The sequence below is a fragment of the Gordonia zhaorongruii genome (genome assembly GCF_007559005.1).
Taxonomy (GTDB): Bacteria; Actinomycetota; Actinomycetes; order Mycobacteriales; family Mycobacteriaceae; genus Gordonia; species Gordonia zhaorongruii.
Genome location: NZ_CP041763.1, coordinates 1,732,329 through 1,751,520, shown reverse-complemented (window position 1 = coordinate 1,751,520; position 19,192 = coordinate 1,732,329). Strand labels below are relative to the sequence as shown.

Annotated in this window: 16 protein-coding genes and 2 riboswitches; of the genes, 8 read left to right on the top strand and 8 right to left on the bottom strand. The window is 66.4% G+C overall.

From position 1 onward, the window contains the following. The first annotated feature begins 82 nt into the window (after positions 1-82). From secA2 to gcvP, 8 genes are all read left to right on the top strand, one after another. The gene (secA2, locus tag FO044_RS08100; RefSeq protein ID WP_132994177.1) at positions 83-2,377 is read left to right on the top strand and encodes an accessory Sec system translocase SecA2; all 2,295 of its coding nucleotides are present in this window, start codon (positions 83-85) and stop codon (positions 2,375-2,377) included. Next, positions 2,374-3,012: a CDP-alcohol phosphatidyltransferase family protein gene (locus tag FO044_RS08095; RefSeq protein WP_132994178.1), complete on the top strand. Its 639-nt coding sequence runs from the start codon at positions 2,374-2,376 to the stop codon at positions 3,010-3,012. The genes secA2 and FO044_RS08095 overlap by 4 nt, the downstream gene beginning before the upstream one ends. 67 nt (positions 3,013-3,079) lie before the next feature. Continuing rightward, positions 3,080-3,484, top strand: coding sequence for a glycine cleavage system protein GcvH (gcvH, locus tag FO044_RS08090; RefSeq protein ID WP_132994179.1), 405 nt, complete (start codon positions 3,080-3,082; stop codon positions 3,482-3,484). Positions 3,485-3,738: 254 nt separating this feature from the next. Then, positions 3,739-4,197 carry a glycogen accumulation regulator GarA gene (garA, locus tag FO044_RS08085; protein WP_132994180.1) on the top strand — a complete coding sequence of 153 codons (459 nt, stop codon included), beginning with the start codon at positions 3,739-3,741 and terminating at the stop codon, positions 4,195-4,197. Continuing rightward, on the top strand, positions 4,194-4,922 hold the full coding sequence (gene ftsR, locus FO044_RS08080; RefSeq protein WP_459562299.1) for a transcriptional regulator FtsR: 729 nt from the start codon (positions 4,194-4,196) through the stop codon (positions 4,920-4,922). The genes garA and ftsR overlap by 4 nt, the downstream gene beginning before the upstream one ends. A gap of 90 nt (positions 4,923-5,012) precedes the next feature. Then, on the top strand, positions 5,013-5,537 hold the full coding sequence (locus FO044_RS08075) for a bifunctional nuclease family protein (RefSeq protein WP_132994388.1): 525 nt from the start codon (positions 5,013-5,015) through the stop codon (positions 5,535-5,537). Positions 5,538-5,803: 266 nt separating this feature from the next. Beyond that, on the top strand, positions 5,804-6,409 hold the full coding sequence (locus tag FO044_RS08070; RefSeq protein WP_132994181.1) for a MerR family transcriptional regulator: 606 nt from the start codon (positions 5,804-5,806) through the stop codon (positions 6,407-6,409). Positions 6,410-6,448: 39 nt separating this feature from the next. Then, positions 6,449-6,549, top strand: a riboswitch (glycine riboswitch). Next, a riboswitch (glycine riboswitch) is annotated at positions 6,550-6,661 on the top strand. It abuts the riboswitch before it with no gap. Positions 6,662-6,756: 95 nt separating this feature from the next. Then, the gene (gene gcvP / locus FO044_RS08065) at positions 6,757-9,591 is read left to right on the top strand and encodes an aminomethyl-transferring glycine dehydrogenase (RefSeq protein WP_235831570.1); all 2,835 of its coding nucleotides are present in this window, start codon (positions 6,757-6,759) and stop codon (positions 9,589-9,591) included. A gap of 36 nt (positions 9,592-9,627) precedes the next feature. On the opposite strand, the gene FO044_RS08060 is transcribed toward gcvP, so the two are convergent. The 8 genes from FO044_RS08060 to FO044_RS08025 form a co-directional block, all read right to left on the bottom strand. Then, positions 9,628-10,044 carry a hypothetical protein gene (locus FO044_RS08060; RefSeq protein ID WP_132994183.1) on the bottom strand — a complete coding sequence of 139 codons (417 nt, stop codon included), beginning with the start codon at positions 10,042-10,044 and terminating at the stop codon, positions 9,628-9,630. After that, a complete protein-coding gene (locus FO044_RS08055) occupies positions 10,041-10,553 on the bottom strand; it encodes a flavin reductase family protein (protein ID WP_132994184.1) in 513 nt (170 codons plus the stop codon). The genes FO044_RS08060 and FO044_RS08055 overlap by 4 nt, the downstream gene beginning before the upstream one ends. Before the next feature lie 29 nt (positions 10,554-10,582). After that, a complete protein-coding gene (locus FO044_RS08050; RefSeq protein WP_132994185.1) occupies positions 10,583-11,755 on the bottom strand; it encodes an LLM class flavin-dependent oxidoreductase in 1,173 nt (390 codons plus the stop codon). Positions 11,756-11,769: 14 nt separating this feature from the next. After that, on the bottom strand, positions 11,770-12,948 hold the full coding sequence (locus FO044_RS08045) for an SfnB family sulfur acquisition oxidoreductase (RefSeq protein WP_412917638.1): 1,179 nt from the start codon (positions 12,946-12,948) through the stop codon (positions 11,770-11,772). After that, complete coding sequence (locus FO044_RS08040; RefSeq protein WP_132994187.1) at positions 12,948-14,162, bottom strand: acyl-CoA dehydrogenase family protein; 1,215 nt, start codon at positions 14,160-14,162, stop codon at positions 12,948-12,950. Before FO044_RS08040 ends, FO044_RS08045 begins: the two co-directional genes overlap by 1 nt. 40 nt (positions 14,163-14,202) lie before the next feature. Further along, positions 14,203-15,378, bottom strand: a complete 1,176-nt coding sequence (sfnG, locus tag FO044_RS08035) for a dimethylsulfone monooxygenase SfnG (RefSeq protein ID WP_132994188.1) — start codon at positions 15,376-15,378, stop codon at positions 14,203-14,205. Positions 15,379-15,643: 265 nt separating this feature from the next. Beyond that, positions 15,644-16,822 carry a substrate-binding domain-containing protein gene (locus FO044_RS08030; protein WP_132994189.1) on the bottom strand — a complete coding sequence of 393 codons (1,179 nt, stop codon included), beginning with the start codon at positions 16,820-16,822 and terminating at the stop codon, positions 15,644-15,646. 101 nt (positions 16,823-16,923) lie between these two features. Further along, a complete protein-coding gene (locus FO044_RS08025) occupies positions 16,924-19,086 on the bottom strand; it encodes a malate synthase G (protein WP_132994190.1) in 2,163 nt (720 codons plus the stop codon). Between the last annotated feature and the right edge of the window lie 106 nt (positions 19,087-19,192).

The following is a 19,192-nucleotide window of genomic DNA, read 5'->3' as shown; positions in this document are numbered from 1 at the left end:
CCAGTCGCACCGGTGAGTCTGCAGAGCGGCCGCGTACGGTAGACGACGATCGGCCATCGACCACAGTGAGGAACAGGTAGCAGTGGGAAAGCTCACGAACGCCATGTGGCGCATGCTCGGCGCTCAGGCGTCGCGCAATCAGTCGCAGTCCATCGCTCTGATCGAGCAGTCCCACGAGCACGACTCGTGGGCTCAGGAGCTGGCGGACACCGAGTTCGCAGACAGTGCGGCGAACTTGGACATCGAGTCGTCGGAAGGTCGCGCGAAGTTCCTCGCGATGATCCGTGAGGGCGGTGGCCGGGTGCTCGACATGACGCCGTTCGACGTGCAGTTGCAGGGCGCGCTCCGGATGCTCGACGGAGACGTCGTCGAGATGGCGACCGGTGAGGGCAAGACGCTCGCCGGGTCGATCGCCGCCATCGGCTACGCGCTCGAGGGTCGCCGCGTGCACGTGGTGTCGGTCAACGACTATCTGGCGGACCGCGACGCGAAGTGGATGGGCCCGCTCTACGGACTGTTCGGCATCACGGTGGGGACGCTGTCCGAGCACTCCACACGCGAGGAGCGGCAGAAGGCGTACGCCAGTGACGTCACCTACGCATCGGTCAACGAGATCGGCTTCGACGTCCTCCGTGACCAGCTCGCGTTGCACGACGACGACCTCGTGTCGCCGGAGCCCGACGTGGTGATCGTCGACGAGGCGGACTCGGTACTCGTCGACGAGGCGCTGGTACCCCTCATCCTGGCGGGCTCCACCGAAGCGGAGACGCCGAACAGTGCGATCCACGAGGTCGTCTCGCACCTGAAGAGCCGTCACTACGAGGTCGACACCGACGGCCGCAGTGTGTTCCTGACCGAGGAGGGCGCCCGGTTCGTCGAGGACACGCTCGGGGGCATCGACATCTACGGGGACGAGCACGTCGGAAGCACTCTCATCCACGTGAACGTCGCCCTCTACGCGTACTACCTGCTCGAGCGCGACGTCGACTACATCGTGCGCGATGGCGGGGTGCACCTCATCAACGCAGCTCGTGGCCGCGTGGCACGCCTGCAGCGCTGGCCGGACGGAGTTCAGGCGGCCGTCGAGTACAAGGAGAACCTCAAGCCGACCGCGTCAGGTGAGGTCATCGACACGATCACGGTCCAGGCGCTGGTCGGCCGGTACCCGCGGGTCGCCGGGATGACCGGTACCGCGATCGCCGCGGGCGAGCAGTTCCGTCAGTTCTACGGGCTCGGTGTCTCGCAGATCCCGTCGAACAAGCCCAATGTCCGTGAGGACGAGCCCGACCGCGTCTTCGACAGCAAGGCCAACAAGATGGAGGCCGTCGTCGACTTCGTGAAGGAGGTGCACGACACGGGCCAGCCGGTGCTGATCGGAACGCACGACGTGGCGCAGTCCGAGGAACTCGCGTACTTCCTCGACCGCGCGGAGGTGCGGTCGGTGGTGCTGAACGCGAAGAACGACCGCGAAGAAGCCGCGATCATCGCCGAGGCGGGTCGCAAGGGCGTCGTAACTGTCTCCACGCAGATGGCGGGCCGCGGCACTGACATCCGTCTGGGCGGTTCGGACGGTGACGGCGACGCGCGCGCCGAGGTCGTGGACCTCGGCGGGCTGTGCGTGGTCGGAACCGGCCGCTACGACACCGCACGACTGGACAGTCAGCTCCGCGGTCGTGCGGGCCGTCAGGGCGACCCGGGCCGGTCGGTGTTCTTCTCCAGCCTCGAAGACCCTCTCGTCACCAAGAATCACACGCACGTCCGGGATTCGCGTCCGGTCTCCAGCGACGGTGCCATGGGTGCTCGCGGCGTCGAGGTGGTCGAGCAGGCCCAGCGCATCGCCGAGGGGGCGATGCTGCAGACGCACGGCAACACGTGGGACTTCAACAAGCAGGTCAACGAACAGCGCAACTCGATCGTGCGCCGCCGGATGACGATTCTGAAGTCCGACCGGGCGCTGCAGGACCTGAAGGAGCACGAGCCGGAGCGTTACGAGGAACTGTCCGAGACGGTGAGCGACGAAGTGCTCGAGGACGCTGCACGGCAGATCGTGCTGTACCACCTCGACCGCTCATGGGCAGATCATCTCGCGTACGCGGCCGACGTTCAGGCGAGCATTCACCTGCGTGCGCTCGGGCAGCAGAGCCCGCTCGAGGAGTTTCACAAGCTGATCTTCGCCGAGTTCACCAAGCTGTTCGACGAGTCGATGGAGGCCGCGCGTGAGACGTTCCGGACGGCGACGATCACCGAGGACGGCCTCGACACCGATGATGCCGACATGCACCGGTCGACCATGACGTGGACGTACCTGGTGCACGAGAACCACTTCGCTTCCGCGGGCGCCCAGGCGATCCAGGGGATCGTGGGAATCTTCCGGTGACCGACGAGCCCGGCTCGTCGCCGCACTCGACGCGAGAACCCGCAGAGCGCAGTGATGCGATCGTCACGATTCCGAACGCGCTCAGCGTGCTGCGACTCCTGCTCATCCCGGTCTTCGTCTGGCTGCTGCTGGTGGAGGAGTCGGCGGGCTGGGCCTTCGTCGTGGTGTTCGTTTCGGGCTGGACCGATTGGCTCGATGGAAAGCTAGCCCGGTGGCTCGATCAGTCCACCAAATTGGGTGCGCTGCTCGATCCGGCGGCCGATCGCCTGTACGTCATCGTCATTCCGATCTGCTTCGGCTTGCGCGATTTCGTTCCGTGGTGGCTCATCGGTCTGATCATCGGCCGCGACGTGCTGCTCCTGGCCACGGCGCCATTGCTCAAGTCGCGTGGGGTCACCGCGCTATCGACGCTGTACGTCGGCAAGGCGGCGACGTTCGCGCTGATGAGTTCGTTCCCGTGGCTTCTGGCCGGGCACATCGACGGCATCATCGGAACCATCACCTACCCGATCGGCTGGGCGTTCCTGATCTGGGGGGTCGGTCTCTACCTGTGGTCCCTCGTCTTGTACTGGATTCAGACGTTCGCCGTGGTTCGGCAGATGCCGCGGGTTCATGCATCTGGGGCGTCGGCCTGACGATAGAGTCATTACCGTCCCGTCGGGGCATCGACGAACCGGCGTTCCTGCGCCAGAAAGGCATTCCGTGAGCGACACCAAGATCCCGGAGAACCTGAACTACACCGCCGAGCACGAGTGGATCGACAAGGTCGGCGAGAAGACCGTTCGCGTGGGTATTACCGATTTCGCCCAGGATTCGCTGGGTGACGTCGTCTTCGTCCAGCTTCCCGAGGCCGATGACGCCATCGAGGTCGGCGAATCGTTCGCCGAGGTCGAGTCCACCAAGAGCGTCTCGGACATCTTCGGTCCGCTCAATGGAACCGTCTCGGCGATCAACGATGCTCTCGAGGGCGCTCCCGAACTGGTCAACTCCGCGCCGTATGACGGTGGATGGCTCGTGGAGATCACGGTCGGCGACGACGTCGATCTGGACGAGGTCCTGGGAGACCTCCTCGATGCGGCAGGGTATGCCGCCGCAGTCGGAAGCTGAACGATTCGCTAACGATCTGTCACGTCAACGGCGACGGACCTGCCGCGAGGCGGTAGGGGCGGATATGATTTCGTTGTGATTCCTTCGTTCCCGACATCGGGCGACGGGGGAGCAAAACCGGTAGGTTCGGAACTGAACGTCCGTCCTGCCAGCACCGAGAAGTTTCAATGGCGAGACGCGCAGGGTGCACACGAACAGGCGAGTGGTCGCGACCCGGGATCCGGGAGAGCGATCACAGTGGTTAAGGAGATGTGGTGACCGGTAACGACAACGGTTTTGAAGCGCCCGTGGAGACGACTTCGGTGTTCCGAGAGGACTTCATCAAGGAGATCGACGCTCCGGCGACTTCGGCCGAGCCCGGTGATACCGGTGTGGAGCGACTGTCTCCCGGTACGGCGCTGCTGGTGGTCAAGCGCGGCCCCAACGCGGGTTCGAGGTTCCTGCTGGATCAGTCGGCGACCTCATCGGGCCGCCATCCGGACAGTGACATCTTCCTCGATGACGTGACGGTCAGCCGTCGCCACGCTGAGTTCCGTCGTGACGCCGACGACTTCCAGGTCGTGGACGTGGGCAGCCTCAACGGCACGTACGTGAACCGGGAACCGGTCGACACGGCGACGCTGGCCAATGGAGACGAAGTGCAGATCGGCAAGTTCCGTCTCGTGTTCCTGGCCGGCCCGCGTGCCGGGGAAGCCGACAACACCGCATCGTGACCTCCTCTGCCGCGCGATCCGACGCCGGTGGCGAACGGACGATGTCCATCGGCGCCGTGCTCGCGGTCCTTCGTGAAGACTTCCCGGATGTGACGATCTCCAAGATCCGATTCCTCGAAGCGGAGGGCCTCGTCACGCCCGATCGGGCGCCGTCGGGTTACCGCCGATTCAGCGACGCCGATTGCGAGCGGTTGCGGTTCGTGCTCACTGCGCAGCGCGACCGCTACCTTCCGCTGAAGGTGATCCGCGAGCAGCTCGACGCCATCGATGATCAAGGTGCGGGTGCGGCAGGCAGCGCACGGCTCCTGTCGTCGGCACGCACCGCAGTCGCCCCGGCGACCGACTTCTCCGCACGCGGGGGACGGGTCGACCGCGAGACGCTCATCGAGCGAACCGCCGTCGACTCGGCATTCATCTCGGAGCTGATGCGAAACGGTCTGCTGACGGCCGGCCCCGGCGGATTCTTCGACGAGGACGCGGTGCGGTTGGTGGAAGCGGCCGCAGCGCTCGCGAACTTCGGCGTGGAGACGCGGCACCTTCGGGCATTCAAAGTCAGTGCCGAACGCGAGGCCGGCCTGGTAGCGCAGATCGCCGGACCGATCGCGAAGGGTAAGGGGACCGGTGCGCGCGACCGGGCAGAGGAGCTGGTCCGTGAGATGGCTGCTCTCTCGGTCACGCTGCACACGCAATTAGTCAAGGCGGCAGTCCGCACGGCACTGGACTGACGTTTCACAGGTCGGCTGCTCTGCAGCCGACGGTCACGGGCTCTGCCGGACGGTCGTCCGATGCAGGTCCGGCAAGAGAGGGGCACGACGATGGGCGAGATGCGAATCGTGGGAATCCGAGTGGAGCCCCCGCAGAATCAGCCGGTACTGCTGCTTCGCGAGGTGACAGGGCTGCGCTACCTGCCGATCTGGATCGGGCAGAGCGAAGCCGCGTCCATCGCGCTGGAGCAGCGCGGCGTGGAGCCGCCGCGACCCCTCACCCATGACCTCATCGCGCAGTTCTTCGACGCGTTCGATCGCACCCTCGTGGAGGTGCGGATCGTCGACATGCAGGAGGGCACCTTCTACGCGGAGATGGTGTTCGACGGTGACGTCATCGTCGAGGCGCGCCCTTCAGACGCGATCGCGGTCGCGATGCGCGTGGAGGCGCCGATCATCGCTTCCGACGATGTCTTGGACGATGCCGGTCTGCTGATCCCCGACGAGGAAGAGTCCGATGGCTCGGAGGGGGAGGAATCCAGTGAAGAAGAGGTCGAGGCGTTCCGCGAGTTCCTCGATCAGGTTTCTCCCGAGGATTTCCTCGGTCCCGAGTCCGGACCTGAGTCGAAAAGCTGACGAATAGGGCATAGGTAATTCACATGAGTCACATGAGTAACACCAGCCCCGTTGGTAACAGTCTGGTCACTGGTCGATCACCATTGACCGTCGACTGAACCTGAAGTTGAGGTTTACGGTGTGTTGCATTGATTGCGAGTCCGCGGCCCCCTAGTTTCAATCGCAACGCCAATGCAGACGCAGCGGCATCACACACACCGGCCGTGTGCAGGAGTACCCTCAGTTGAGGGACTAATGTCCCGGTCCAGTTTCGCGAGGGAGTTACCGTGGGCGAAAAGCCGACCGATCTTCGGCCCGATGCCACCACCGAACCGGTGCAGGGCGGGCTTGATGACATCGCTCCGGGTCTGTTTCCGAACGACACCGTGCCCGACGATCTCGTCGGCTACCGAGTGCCCAGCGCGTGCCAGATCGCGGGCATCACCTACCGTCAGCTCGACTACTGGGCTCGCACTCAGCTCGTCGTCCCGTCGATCCGCGGCGCGGCGGGCTCTGGCAGCCAGCGTCTGTACTCGTTCAAGGACATCCTGGTCCTGAAGATCGTCAAGCGGCTGCTCGACACCGGCATCTCACTGCAGAACATCCGTGTCGCCGTTGATCACCTTCGCAAGCGCGGCGTCGAGGACCTCGCACGCATCACCCTGTTCTCGGATGGGACGACCGTCTACGAGTGCACCTCCGCAGAGGAGGTCGTCGACCTCCTGCAGGGTGGTCAGGGCGTGTTCGGCATCGCGGTCTCGGGCGCGATGCGCGAACTCAGCGGCACCATCGCCGACTTCCCAGGCGAGCGCGCTGACGGCGGATTCAGTGAATCGGCTCCGGAAGACGAACTCGCTGCACGGCGAAAGAACCGCACCCGCCAGACTGGCTAGATTCGTCGGTACGCCGGAGTTGGTACTCTGACCGTGCGCCGCTGCGCCACGGGAGAGCGTCGTCCGGAAAGAACGGACGACCGCCGAAGGAGCAACACCTCTCCGTCAAACTCTCAGGCACCCAGGACCGTGGCACGTGACGGCGTCTCTGGAAAGTGGTGGGTACGCACCCATCCGCCCACGGTGAAAGGCGTAGCTCCGCAACGCCGAATCTCTCAGGCGCCGTTCGTGCGGCATGACAGAGGGGGAGGGCCCCAGCCCGGGGCGTCAGTCCCGGACCGACAAGATTGGTGCCTTCCGTGCCGAACGCATCCCGTCCGATCTCCGCTACGTTCGCGTCGCGCCACATGGGGCCCGACTCCGACGAGCTCGCCAGGATCCTGGAGCTCCTCGGTGTCGACTCCCTGGACGAGCTCGCCCGCGAGGTAGTTCCGGAGACCATCGCGGACAGCAGCGCGAACGGTGTCGCGTCCGGCCTCGACGCCTTGCCCGCGCCGCTGAGTGAGGCAGACGCCACGGCAGCCCTGCGCTCACTCGCGAACCGGAACGTCGTCGCACGGTCGATGATCGGCCTCGGCTACTACGACACGCACATCCCCGCGGTCATCAAGCGCAACATCCTCGAGAACCCTGCCTGGTACACGGCCTACACGCCGTACCAGCCGGAGATCAGCCAGGGACGTCTCGAAGCTCTCATCAACTTCCAGACCATGGTCGCGGACCTGACGGGGATGGAGGTGGCGAACGCGTCGATGCTCGATGAGGCCACCGCCGCGGCCGAGGCGATGACACTGCTGCGCCGTGCGGGCAAGTCCAAGTCGCCGCGCATCGTGGTCGACGCCGACCTCTTCCCTCAGACGCGGGCCGTGATCGAGACCCGCGCGCTCCCACTCGGCATCGAGGTCGTCGAAGCCGCACTGGACCCGGCGGCCGCAGAGGCCGGCCTGCCCGAGGGCGAGTTCTTCGGTGTGATCGTCCAGACTCCGGGTGCCTCCGGCCGGATCGTCGACCTCGCACCGATCATCGAGGCGGCGCATGCGCGCGGCGCGCTCGTCGCGGCCGGTGTGGACCTGCTGGCGGCCACTCTCATCACCGCACCGGGCGAACTCGGCGTGGACGCCTGCTTCGGCACTACTCAGCGATTCGGCGTCCCGATGGGATTCGGCGGACCGCATGCCGGATACCTGGCCGTGCCCACCAAGGTGACGCGGCAGCTGCCGGGCCGGCTGGTCGGTGTGTCGAAGGACGCTGACGGCCATGTGGCCTACCGATTGGCGTTGCAGACCCGCGAACAGCACATTCGCCGGGAGAAGGCCACGAGCAACATCTGCACTGCACAGGTGCTGCTCGCGATCATCGCCGCGATGTACGCGTCGTACCACGGGCCGGAGGGCCTGAAGACCATCGCGCAACGAGTCCACGGGCACGCAGCGGAGCTCGCCGACCGGCTCACCGGCGCCGGATACACAGTCGAGCATGCCTCGTTCTTCGACACCGTCACGGTGCGAACCGACGGTCGCGCGGCCGACGTCGTCGCAGCCGCGAAGGACCGCCACGGCGTGAATCTGCGCCTGGTGGATGCGGATCGTGTGGGAGTCGCCTGCGACGAGACGACCGGCGCAGCGGACATCGCAGCCGTCCTCGACGCTTTCGGCGCCGCCGACGCCCCGGCGACGGCGTTCGCCGCAGGCATCGAGACCCGCGAGAGCGACTACCTGACGCACCCGGCGTTCCACGCTTACCGGACCGAGACGGCGATGCTGCGGTACCTGCGCGCATTGTCGGATAAGGACATCGCGCTGGATCGCAGCATGATCCCGCTGGGCTCGTGCACCATGAAGCTGAATGCGGCAACCGAGATGGAGCCCATCACCTGGCCGGAGATCGGCGGACTGCACCCGTTCGCGCCGACGGCCGATTCCGAGGGCATCCGCGAATTGATCACGACGCTCGAGGACTGGCTCGTCGCCGTCACCGGCTACGACCGGGTGAGCCTCCAGCCGAACGCCGGCTCGCAGGGCGAGTACGCGGGACTGCTGGCCATCCGCAAGTACCACCAGTCGCGTGGGGACGAAGCCCGCGACGTGTGCCTCATCCCGTCGAGCGCGCACGGCACCAACGCCGCCTCGGCGGTGATGGCGGGACTGCGGGTAGTGGTGGTCGCCAGTCGGGACAGCGGTGACGTCGACATCGACGACCTGCACGCCAAGATCGAGAAGCATCGCGACGAACTGGCCGCGATCATGATCACGTACCCGTCGACGCACGGCGTCTTCGAACACGAGGTCACCGACATCTGCGAGGCGGTGCACGCGGCAGGCGGTCAGGTGTACGTCGACGGTGCGAACCTCAACGCCATGGTCGGCCTGGCCCGTCCGGGACGGTTCGGCGGCGACGTCTCGCACCTGAACCTGCACAAGACGTTCTGCATTCCGCACGGCGGCGGCGGTCCCGGTGTGGGCCCGGTGGCGGTCCGCGAGCACCTGGCGCCGTTCCTGCCGGGGCATCCGCTCGCCTCCGAGCTCGATGCGACCGGCGTGACGATCTCCGCGGCGCCGTACGGTTCGGCGTCGATCCTGCCGATCACCTACGCCTACATCGCGATGATGGGTGCGGAAGGGCTGCGTGCGGCTTCGCTGACCGCGATCGCGTCGGCCAACTACATCGCCCGCCGACTCGGTGCGTACTACCCGGTCCTGTACACCGGAGAGAACGGCTGGGTGGCGCACGAGTGCATCCTCGACCTGCGCGGGCTCTCCAAGGAGAGCGGCGTCAGCATCGACGACGTCTCCAAGCGACTGGCAGACTACGGCTTCCACGCTCCGACGATGAGCTTCCCGGTCGCGGGCACGCTGATGGTGGAGCCGACGGAGAGTGAGAACCTGGCGGAGATCGACGCCTTCATCGATGCCATGATCGCCATCCGCGGTGAGATCGACAAGGTGGTCGACGGTACCTGGCCTGCCGACGACAATCCGCTTGCCGGTGCACCGCACACGGCGGAGAGCCTGGTCCGCGACTGGGAGCACGCGTACGACCGGATGACGGCCGTCTACCCGAACGGTCTGCCGTCCAGTGGGGCCCGCACGAAGGTGTGGCCGGCTGTGCGCCGGATCGACGGTGCCTTCGGCGACCGCAACCTGTCGTGCAGCTGCCCGCCGTTGGACGCGTTCGCCGAGTAGTTCGCATTACCCAACCCGTATCGCCGCAGATCTCGGTCAGGCTGCCGGGACTCCGACCGTGACGCCGAGTCGTGATGCGACGTCGTGCACGATGCGGATCAGGTCGTGTTCCAGCGGCCCGCGGAGGGTGACGCCGTCGGCGACCCGCGCGGCGTCGATGTCGCTGAGCAGGCGGGCGAGAGTGGACGCGGTCCCCGGGTGAACGATCGTGCCGACGTGCGCACCAGGCGACCACCCGGGGTTCCGGGCGCGGTACTCGGCGAATGCCGCTCCGACGGAATCGGCTACGACGACGTCGATGTCGACGAAAACCGGCCGGGTGGACCGAGCCGTGGCCTGCGCGGCATCGCCGAGACCGTTCACCCGGATCCGGTGGAGCGGGACGTCGTCCTGCGGCACGGTCAGCTCACGCCAAGCAGATTCGTCTGGCTCGACGGCGATACGCAGCGTCATTCGGCGATCTCCTGCTCGAGACGCCGGAACCGGCTGTGATGGAACACGAGTGGGGCCGCTGACAGCTGGGCGAAATGGTCCTCCACCTCGAGAAGCGCGATCAGATGATCGCCCGCCGGAAGGGTCTGCACGACCCGGGTGCGCAGTCCCGCGCTCGCGCCGTCGAGGTGAATCTCACCGGTGGATGTCGACGTCCAGCTCACACCGTCGAACCTTTCCGATGACGGACGCCGGAGCTGATCAGCGACCTCGCCCTGGTGCTCGGCGAGAAGGCTGACACCCCAGTGCTCTGCGGTCTCCAGCAGGGGCAGGGTCGTCGAGGTACGAGCGATGTTCACCGAAACGAGGGGAGGTTCGAGCGATACCGACGTGAAGGACGAGACGAGCAGTCCCGCAGGGCCGTCCGGACCGAGGGCTGCCACCACGGCGAGGCCGGACGGGAAGTGGCTGAACACCCGGCGCAGCTGGACCGGGTCGGCGACGGGCGATGATTCGAGTGAAGTGGTCATGATCTCTGCCTCCTGAGCAGTGGATGCGGTCAACGGGCCGTCGGGACGAACGGCGTCCCGGTCGAGATGGGTGCCGGGCGGATGTCGTTGCGGTACAGGCCTCGCCGCGTCAATTCGGGGATCACGCCTTCGCCGAACCAGAACAGCTCCTCGAGATGGGGATACCCGGACAGGACGAACTCGTCGATGCCGATGGCCTTGTACTCCTCGATGCGATCGGCGACCTCGGTGTGCGATCCGACGAGGGCGGTTCCGGCGCCGCCGCGAACCAGTCCGACACCCGACCACAGGTTGGGCGCCACCTCCAGGGTGTGAGGATCCTTCCAGGACCAGCTCGCGCGGTGCGCTTCGTGCAGTTCGCGCATCCTTGCCTGCCCGGTCGACTCGCTGCGCGCCAGGCCGCTCTGCACGGCCGTGACGGTGTCCTCGTCCAGGGCCGACAGCAGACGGCCGGCTTCGGACCATGCCTGCTCACTGGTGTCTCGGCTGATCACGTGCAGACGGATACCGAATCGGACCGTCCGGCCCTCGCGTGCGGCGAGCGCGCGGATCCACTCGATCTTCTTCTCGACGGCCGCTGGCGGCTCGCCCCACGTCAGGTAGACGTCGCTGTGCCGAGCAGCGACGGGGCCGGCCTCAGGTGAGGATCCGCCGAAGTAGATCGGGGGAGTCGGTGTCGGTGCGGAGGGAATCGTCGCGTTCTCCACCGAGATGTGCTTGCCGGAGTAGGTGACGGACTCGCCGTTCCACAGGCGCCGGACGATGGTCAGGAAGTCGTCCGTGCGCTCGTAGCGAGACGCCTTGTCCAGATGATCGCCGTACGCGCGTTGCTCGGCGGGTTCACCGCCGGTCACCACGTTCAGCAGAATACGGCCGGGGGCGTGCTTGGCGAATGTCGACGTCATTTGAGCGGCGAGCGTGGGACTCACCAGGCCGGGACGGAAGGCGACGAGGAAACCGAGGTTGCTGGTCTCGCGGGCGATCATCGCGGTGGTGATCCAAGCGTCCTCGCACCAAGCGCCGGCGGGGGTCAGTGCAGAGGTGAAACCGAAGCCCTCGGCGCTGCGCGCGATCGACGACAGGTAGCCGATCGACGCGTCGCGGTCGCCGCCCGCCGATCCGGCGGGCAGTCCGTGGCCCCCGCCGACGATGAAACGGGAATCGCCGTAAGTCGGCAGAAACCAGTGGAGTTTGACGGTCATTGACGTGTACTTCCTTACAGATTGCCGTGGCTGGGCGGACGCAGACGGTCCAGTGCCCAAGCGCCAAGGTGCTGGAGTTTCCAGCGTTCGGGGTCGTGCAGGGTGTGCGTCCGGGCGTCGCGCCAGTAGCGAGAGAGGTTGGCCGAGGCTGCCGCGGTGCGGGTTCCGCCGAAGTCGAAGATCTCGGATCCGGCGCGGCGTGCCGCGCGGCCTGCGGACACTTTCGCCGCAGCGGTGGCGAGTGCCGCCTCGGTGAAGGCGCTCGGACCGGGTGCCGTCTCGGCATCCTGGATCCGCGCCCCCGCAGTTGCCAGCAGCGACTCCGCAGCCCGGACTGCCAGCTCCAGGTCGCCGGCCTGAGCGATGAGCAGCGGATCGTCCGCCGCACGGTCGACACCGGCCTCGAACCACGGACGCGCCTTCTCGGCGAGTCGCCCGATCGTGTCGAGGGCGCCGCGGGCGACGCCGACGTCGATCGCGGCGTGGAGGAGCTGCGCACGTGTCCCGTAGGTGCTGCGCTGCGCGAAGATGCTCGTGAAGTCGAGGAGCAGACCGGGATCGACCACGACGTCGTCGAGGACGACGCTTCCGCTGCTGGTGGTGCGCTGCCCGAGGGCGTCCCAGTCGGAATCGATGGTGACGCCGTCGGAATCCGCCGGCACGTAGACGATCACCGTGCCGCCGTCCGGCCCGAGCGCCCGGACCGCCAGGATGTCGGCGAAGACCGCACCGGTGCAGTAGTACTTGGTGCCCGACACGACCAGCTCGCCGTCCTTCCGACGGAGCCGGGTCGCGTCGTCCAGCACGGTGGCGCCGCCGCGCTCGGTCTGGGCGTTCGCGATGCGCTCGCCCGCGAGGACGCGCCGGAACAGACTGCGCTGCAGCTCGATTGATCCGACACGACGAGCCGCGTCGAGGAAGACGAAATGGCTGTGCGGGATCTGCGCGAGACTGGCGTCGGCGGCCGCGATCGTGGCGATGACGGTTGCCACGGTCGCGGCCGGAAGGTCCGGACCGCCGAACTCCGCGGGCACTGTGATGGCGAGCAGACCCGACGATGACAGTGCCTCCACCTGATCGAATGGGAGCGACTTGCCGACGTCCCGTGCGCTCGCATCCGCCGCGAAGGCGGGTGCGAGGACACGGGCGGTCTCGATTGCGGCATGACTGCTGCCGATGACGGGGACCACGATCAGCTGTACAGGCTGAACGCGGGGGCGCGGCGGTTCAGCGTCCAGTCACCGATCTCACGCGCTTTGTACGAGACCGGGTCGTGCACGGTGTGCGTGCGCAGATTGCGCCAGTGCCGGTCGAACCCGTACTTCGTGGTGGTGGCCCGCGCCCCCTGGATCTCGAAGAGGCGCGACGCGGCTTCCAGTGAGACCTTGGTCGTCACGTACTTGGCCTCCGCGATGGCGATGGCTGTCTCGGCACGTTGATCGGCGCTGAGCGCGGGACCGAAATCGAGCGACTGCTGCAGAGCGTCACCCGCCCGGTCGGCGAGAAGAGCGGCTCCGGTGACCTGGGCGCGCAGTTCACCGACGAGTTCGAGGATGTACGGATCCTCGGTGGCCGACTCGAGGCCGGAAGTCTCCCACGGGCTGGCGTTCAGGCGCGTCCAGTCGAGGGCCTCGACGAGGGCACCTTCGGCGGTGCCGATGTAGAAGTTGACGAAAGCGAGTTGCCAATGCGGGGTGACGAGCGTCTGGTACGGCGAGAACGCAGGAGGCGAGTCCGGGTCGCCCAGGATCTCGCTGCGTTCGATGCGGGCGTCGCGGAACACGACGCCACCGGAGTCGGTGAGTCGCTGTCCGATGTTGTCCCAGTCGCCTGCGGGTTCGAAGCCCTCACGATCGGTGGGCAGCGTCAGGAACACGAGGTCGCCGTCCAGGGATGCGGTCACTGAGAGATGGTCGGCTACGCCGGCCCCGGAGGCGAAGGTGCGTCGGCCGTTGAGTCGGAAGCCGTCCCCATCGCGGGTCAACACCAGGCCGTCCGCGCCACGAGGGTTCTGGACGCCGCCCCAGAAGAGCTTCTCCTGGGCGTTGCGCCGCGAGATCGTCTCGGCCTGGTCCGCGGTGCCGAACAGATGGGGTATCCGCTGCTGAGCGAAGTGATATCCGATGAGATGCGCGATGGAGGTATCGCCGCGCGCGATATGGCGCGTGATCTGCTGCGTCTGTGCGTAGTTCAGACCAGCACCGCCGAACTCGACGGGTTCACCGACCTGCAGGAGATCGTTCGCGCGCAGTAGTTCTATCTCGGCGGTGGGATCTGCATTCGCACGATCGCGTTCGGCGGCGGTCGCACTCAGCTCGGCGGCGACCAGGTCTGCACGCCGGAGAGCGTCCTGTAGCGCGGACTCGTCGACGGCGGTGTGCTGTGTGGCGGAAGCGGTGGAAGTCATGGGGTCCTCCGGTAGGGGAATAGTGGAAGCGAGCAGGGATTCAGGACGCGGGAGTCAGAACGCCGTTGCGGGCGAGCTCGGACTCGAGTCGGCCGCTGGAGATCAGATCCGCTTCGAGTTCGCGGATCAGGGGGAGGATGTGTGCGCCGAAGTACTCGACGTCGTCGATGAAGTGCAGGAAGCCCAGCAGGAAGAGATTCACGCCTCGGGTCTTGTAGGCGACGATCCGCTCCGCGATCTGCTCGGGTGTTCCGATCAGACCGGTTCGGAAACCGTCGTTGTACTGCACGAGATCTCGGAACTCGGAGTCCTGCCACATGCCCTTGCCGTCGCCCGTCGACGTGCCCGCCTGCTTGACGGCTGAACCGAAGCCCTCCACGGCGGCGCGATCGGCCTTGTCGACGATCTCGTGGAGCACATCACGGGCCTCGGCCTCCGAATCACGACCGATCAGGAAGCCGTTGAGCCCGAATCTGACCGTGCGTCCGTGCCGGGCCGCCTCGGTGTTCACGTCGAGAACCTGCTCGGAGAGTCCCTCGAAGTCCTTGCCGTTGCTGAAGTACCAGTCCGAGACGCGGCCCGCCATCGCCCGGGCGGCGGTCGAGTTGCCGCCCTGGAAGATCTCCGGGTGGGGACGTCCGGGGACGTCGAGTGGTTTCGGCTTCAGATCGAAGTCGTGCAGCCGGTAGAAGTCCCCGGCGAACTCGGCGTGCTCGTCAGTCCAGATGCTGCGCAGATAGGTGATGAACTCCTCGGCGCGACGGTAGCGCTCGTCGTGTTCGAGCCACGGCTCGCCGAGCTTGGTGAACTCGTCCTTGAACCAGCCGGACACCACGTTGACGGCTGCGCGTCCGTTCGAGAGGTGATCGGCGGTCGTGAGCCATTTGGCGAGAACACCCGGCTGCCACAGTCCAGGGTGGACGGCCGAGATGACCTTGAGACGCTCGGTCGCCAGCAGTAACGCGAGGGAGAAGCTCGTCGACTCGTGCTGGTACGCGGCCCCGTAGGACGAGATGTAGCGCACCTGGGTGAGTGCGTACTCGAAGCCGTTGTTCTCGGCGGCCACCGCCAGCCGTCGGTTGTAGTCGTAGCTCCAGTCGGTGCGCTGCTCGATCTTCGAGACGACGAGACCGCCGCTGACGTTGGGCACCCAATAGGCGAACTGCAAAGGCGCGGCAGCGGTTTCGAACCGCTGCTCGGAACTGATTTCGGGCATGACGAGACAGACCTCCTGAAGGTCGTGTGATGGGGATTGGACCCGGTTCGACGGGTCGGCGATCATGTCAGGCGGTCAGCGACATCGCCGGGGCCGTTGGGTGATCATGCTCAAAGTGTGCGCGACCGGGCCCTCCGGGTCGACTCTTGAAATCGCGGTGGTTATAACAAGGATGACCACACGCGAAAACACCTCTGCCGGACCGTTGTTCACGGACCGGCAGAGGTGTGGGTGCGTAGTTCGAGAGGCTAGATAGTTCGAGAGGCTAGGGCGCCGCGGCAGGAAGAACGATCTCGCTGATCCTGAGCGCAGCCGCCGGTTCCGGAGCCGGTAGCGGGTCGGTGACCTCGCCGAAGGCGACGGTGGCGGTCTTCTGCGGCAGTGGACCGCCGCCGCGGAAGCCCATCTCGGTGAGCACCTTCATCTGCGGTGGCTTCCGCGCGAAGGTCAGGAACTCGGAGATGGCGTCGCCGAGGAATGCGGGCACCTGCGCGCCGGCGAGTTTGATCACCGGGTAGTCCGCAACCGGCGTCGAACCTTCGGGCGCGACGGCCGTGACCGGCGCGCTCTCGTCATCCTTGGTGAGCGTGTACAGCCGCTGCTCGGTGACCGGGACGGCGCGTACCTCGGCATCTGATGGGTCATCGGCCTCGCCGATCGCCTTGATCGCAGCACTGATCGAGCCGTCGCCGGGCTTCGGCGGCGCCGACAGCAACTGCTCGACGGCCTGGGTGACGCTCGATTCGCCGACCTGCTCCTCGGTGAGCGAACCCTTCTCGTCGGCGATTGCCGCTGCGACGCCCTGAGCGGCGAGAGCCGTGGCGTCGGACTGCGGACCGTTCGGCATCGCCATGCGGAGTGAGCCCCAGGTGGGCTGGCCGTACGCCTCAAGGGAGCTCGCCCTCGTCAGCTCGGGCAGGTCACCCCATCCGATGCGTCCGTCGGCAGCCTCCGCGAGCTCTTTCTCGACCGCCAGTCGAACAGGGGAGGAGACCAGTGATTCCGGCGGTCCCTGCAGTGCGGCAGGTTTGCCGGTCTGCAGCGCCGCGGCCCAGACGGACGACTCCGGGATCCACGCCCCGGGGAAGGGCCCGAATGCGGCCGGGTCCCACCTGTCCGCCGTCAATCCTTCGAGAGTGGCGCGGGCATCCGCGGGACGGACCTCCACCTTGATGCAATGGTCCCGGACGATCGGCGAAGTCGCGTTGTAGCTCTGCGCGATCTTCTGCAGTCCGGGAGCGAGCGCCGGATCAGCGACGATGGGCACCGCCGCGTTGCCCTCGACGCACTGATCCGCCGAGTCCGTCGCCGACTCCTCGATGCGGTCGCCCAATCCGACCCACGCCGTGATCACCGCGGCGATCAGAATGACGATGAGTGCGCCCGCCACGAGCGGCCGCGAGACGAACTGACGGTTCTCGACGCCTGTCCCATGCTTCGACACCGGGTGTCCTCCTCCAGCCCGCAGCGCTGCCGGGCATCGTCCGATGAGACCGAGCCCGGACCGAATCCGGTCCGGGCTCGGTGACTACACCATTGGGTATATCAGGCGTTCGCCGCCTTGTACTCGCGGCGCGCGCGGTGAAGGATCGGTTCGGTGTAACCGCTCGGCTGGGTGGTGCCCTGCAGAATCAGGTCCTTGGCGGCGTTGAACGCGATATTCGTGTCGAAATCGTCCGACAGCGGACGGTACTCGGGGTCACCGGCGTTCTGGCGGTCGACGACCGGCGCCATGCGCTTCAGCGCAGCGACGACGTCATCCTCGACGACGATCCCGTGATGCAGCCAGTTGGCGAGCAGCTGGCTCGAGATGCGCAGCGTGGCGCGGTCCTCCATCAGTGCGACGTCGTGGATGTCGGGCACCTTGGAGCAACCGACGCCGTGATCGATCCACCGGACGACGTAGCCCAGGATCGACTGGCAGTTGTTGTCGAGCTCCTGACGCTTCTCCTCGTCGCTCCAGTCGGTGCTGGGCGCGAGCGGGATGGTGAGGATGTCGTCGACGGACGCCGGATCGCGCTTGGCGAGCTCGTCCTGGCGCTCGAAGACGTCGACCTCGTGGTAGTGCAGTGCATGCAACGTGGCTGCGGTCGGCGACGGGACCCATGCCGTGTTCGCGCCGGCCTTCGGATGGCCGCCCTTCTGGGCGAGCATGTCGGCCATGAGATCGGGCATGGCCCACATGCCCTTGCCGATCTGCGCCTTGTGCTCGAGTCCGGTGTGCAGACCGACGTCGACGTTGTTGTTCTCGTATGCGTTGAACCAGGTCTGGCCCTTGATGTCGTCCTTGCGGACGAACGGTCCGGCCTCCATCGAGGTGTGGATCTCGTCGCCGGTGCGGTCCAGGAAGCCGGTGTTGATGAAGACGACTCGCTCGGCGGCCGCGTGAATGGCGGCCTTCAGGTTCACCGACGTGCGACGCTCCTCGTCCATGATGCCGACCTTGATGGTGTTGCGCTCCAGGCCGAGGATGTCCTCCACGCGGCCGAACAGCTCGGCGGTGAAAGCGACCTCATCGGGCCCGTGCATCTTCGGCTTCACGATGTAGATGGAACCGGTCCGCGAGTTCTGCTGACCCTCGGGGCTCATGCCGTGGATGCCGATCGCCGAGGTGATCAGGGCATCCAGGATGCCTTCGGGAACCTCGTTGCCGTCGGCGTCCAGCACCGCCGGGTTGGTCATGAGATGACCGACGTTGCGAACGAACAGCAGCGAACGGCCGTGCAGTTCGACGTCCGAGCCGTCGGGGCCCGTGTAGGTGCGGTTCGAGTTCAGGACACGGGTGAACGTCTTGTCGCCCTTGGTGACCTCCTCCGCCAGGTCCCCCTTGTTCAGGCCGAGCCAGTTGGTGTAACCGAGCACCTTGTCGTCCGCGTCGACCGCGGCGACCGAGTCCTCGAAGTCCATGATCGTGGTGATCGCGGACTCGACGAGGACATCCTTGACGCCTGCCGCGTCGGTCGATCCGATCGGCGAATCGGCGTCGATCTGGATCTCCAGGTGCAGACCGTTGTTGCGCACCAGAACGCCGGTCGGTGCCGAGGTGTCGCCGGTGTGGCCCGCGAACGCGTCGGGGTCGGCGAAGGTGGTGGTCACGTCACCGACGGTGACGACGGCCTTGCCGTCGGCGACGGTGTACGAGGTGGCGTCGGCGTGGCTGCCCTGCTCAAGCGGGACCGCACGGTCGAGGAACGACTTCGCGAAGGCGATGACCTTGTCACCGCGCACCTTGTTGTACGAGGAGCCCTTCTCGGCGCCGTCGGTCTCCGGGATCGCGTCCGTGCCGTAGAGGGCGTCGTACAGCGAACCCCAGCGGGAGTTCGACGCGTTCAGCGCGAAGCGTGCATTGAGGATCGGGACGACCAGCTGCGGGCCGGGGATGCGGGCGATCTCGTCGTCCACGTTGGTCGTCGAGATCTCGAAGTCGGCAGGCTCGGGAACGAGGTAGCCGATCTCGGTGAGGAACGCCTTGTACTCGGCGAAGTCGAAGTTCTTGTGGTCGCGGTGCCACGTGTCGATCTTCGTCTGCAGCTCGTCACGAACCGCGAGCAGCTCGCGGTTGCGGGGTGCGAGATCGTTGATCACGGCGGCGGCGCCGGCCCAGAACTTGTCGGCGTCCACACCGGTGCCCTGCAGGGCCTTGTTGTTGACGAAGTCGTAGAGGACCTCGGCGACTTGCAAACCGTTGACGGTGACACGATCGGACATGACGACCTTTCCCTGAGCGATATGAGACGAATGGTGCAACGTCGTACGTTGTTCTCTCATTCCGGACGCGGACTGCCCGGCGTCGGCTATTCTACCGCCCGCACCG

Coding starts and splice junctions, on each gene's coding strand:
- FO044_RS08075 (WP_132994388.1), top strand. CDS start 5,013: ATGGGCGAGATGCGAATCGTGGGAATCCGAGTGGAGCCCCCGCAGAAT.
- gcvP (WP_235831570.1), top strand. CDS start 6,757: ATGGGGCCCGACTCCGACGAGCTCGCCAGGATCCTGGAGCTCCTCGGT.
- FO044_RS08060 (WP_132994183.1), bottom strand. CDS start 10,044: ATGACGCTGCGTATCGCCGTCGAGCCAGACGAATCTGCTTGGCGTGAG.
- FO044_RS08055 (WP_132994184.1), bottom strand. CDS start 10,553: ATGACCACTTCACTCGAATCATCGCCCGTCGCCGACCCGGTCCAGCTG.
- FO044_RS08050 (WP_132994185.1), bottom strand. CDS start 11,755: ATGACCGTCAAACTCCACTGGTTTCTGCCGACTTACGGCGATTCCCGT.
- FO044_RS08040 (WP_132994187.1), bottom strand. CDS start 14,162: ATGACTTCCACCGCTTCCGCCACACAGCACACCGCCGTCGACGAGTCC.
- sfnG (WP_132994188.1), bottom strand. CDS start 15,378: ATGCCCGAAATCAGTTCCGAGCAGCGGTTCGAAACCGCTGCCGCGCCT.
- FO044_RS08025 (WP_132994190.1), bottom strand. CDS start 19,086: ATGTCCGATCGTGTCACCGTCAACGGTTTGCAAGTCGCCGAGGTCCTC.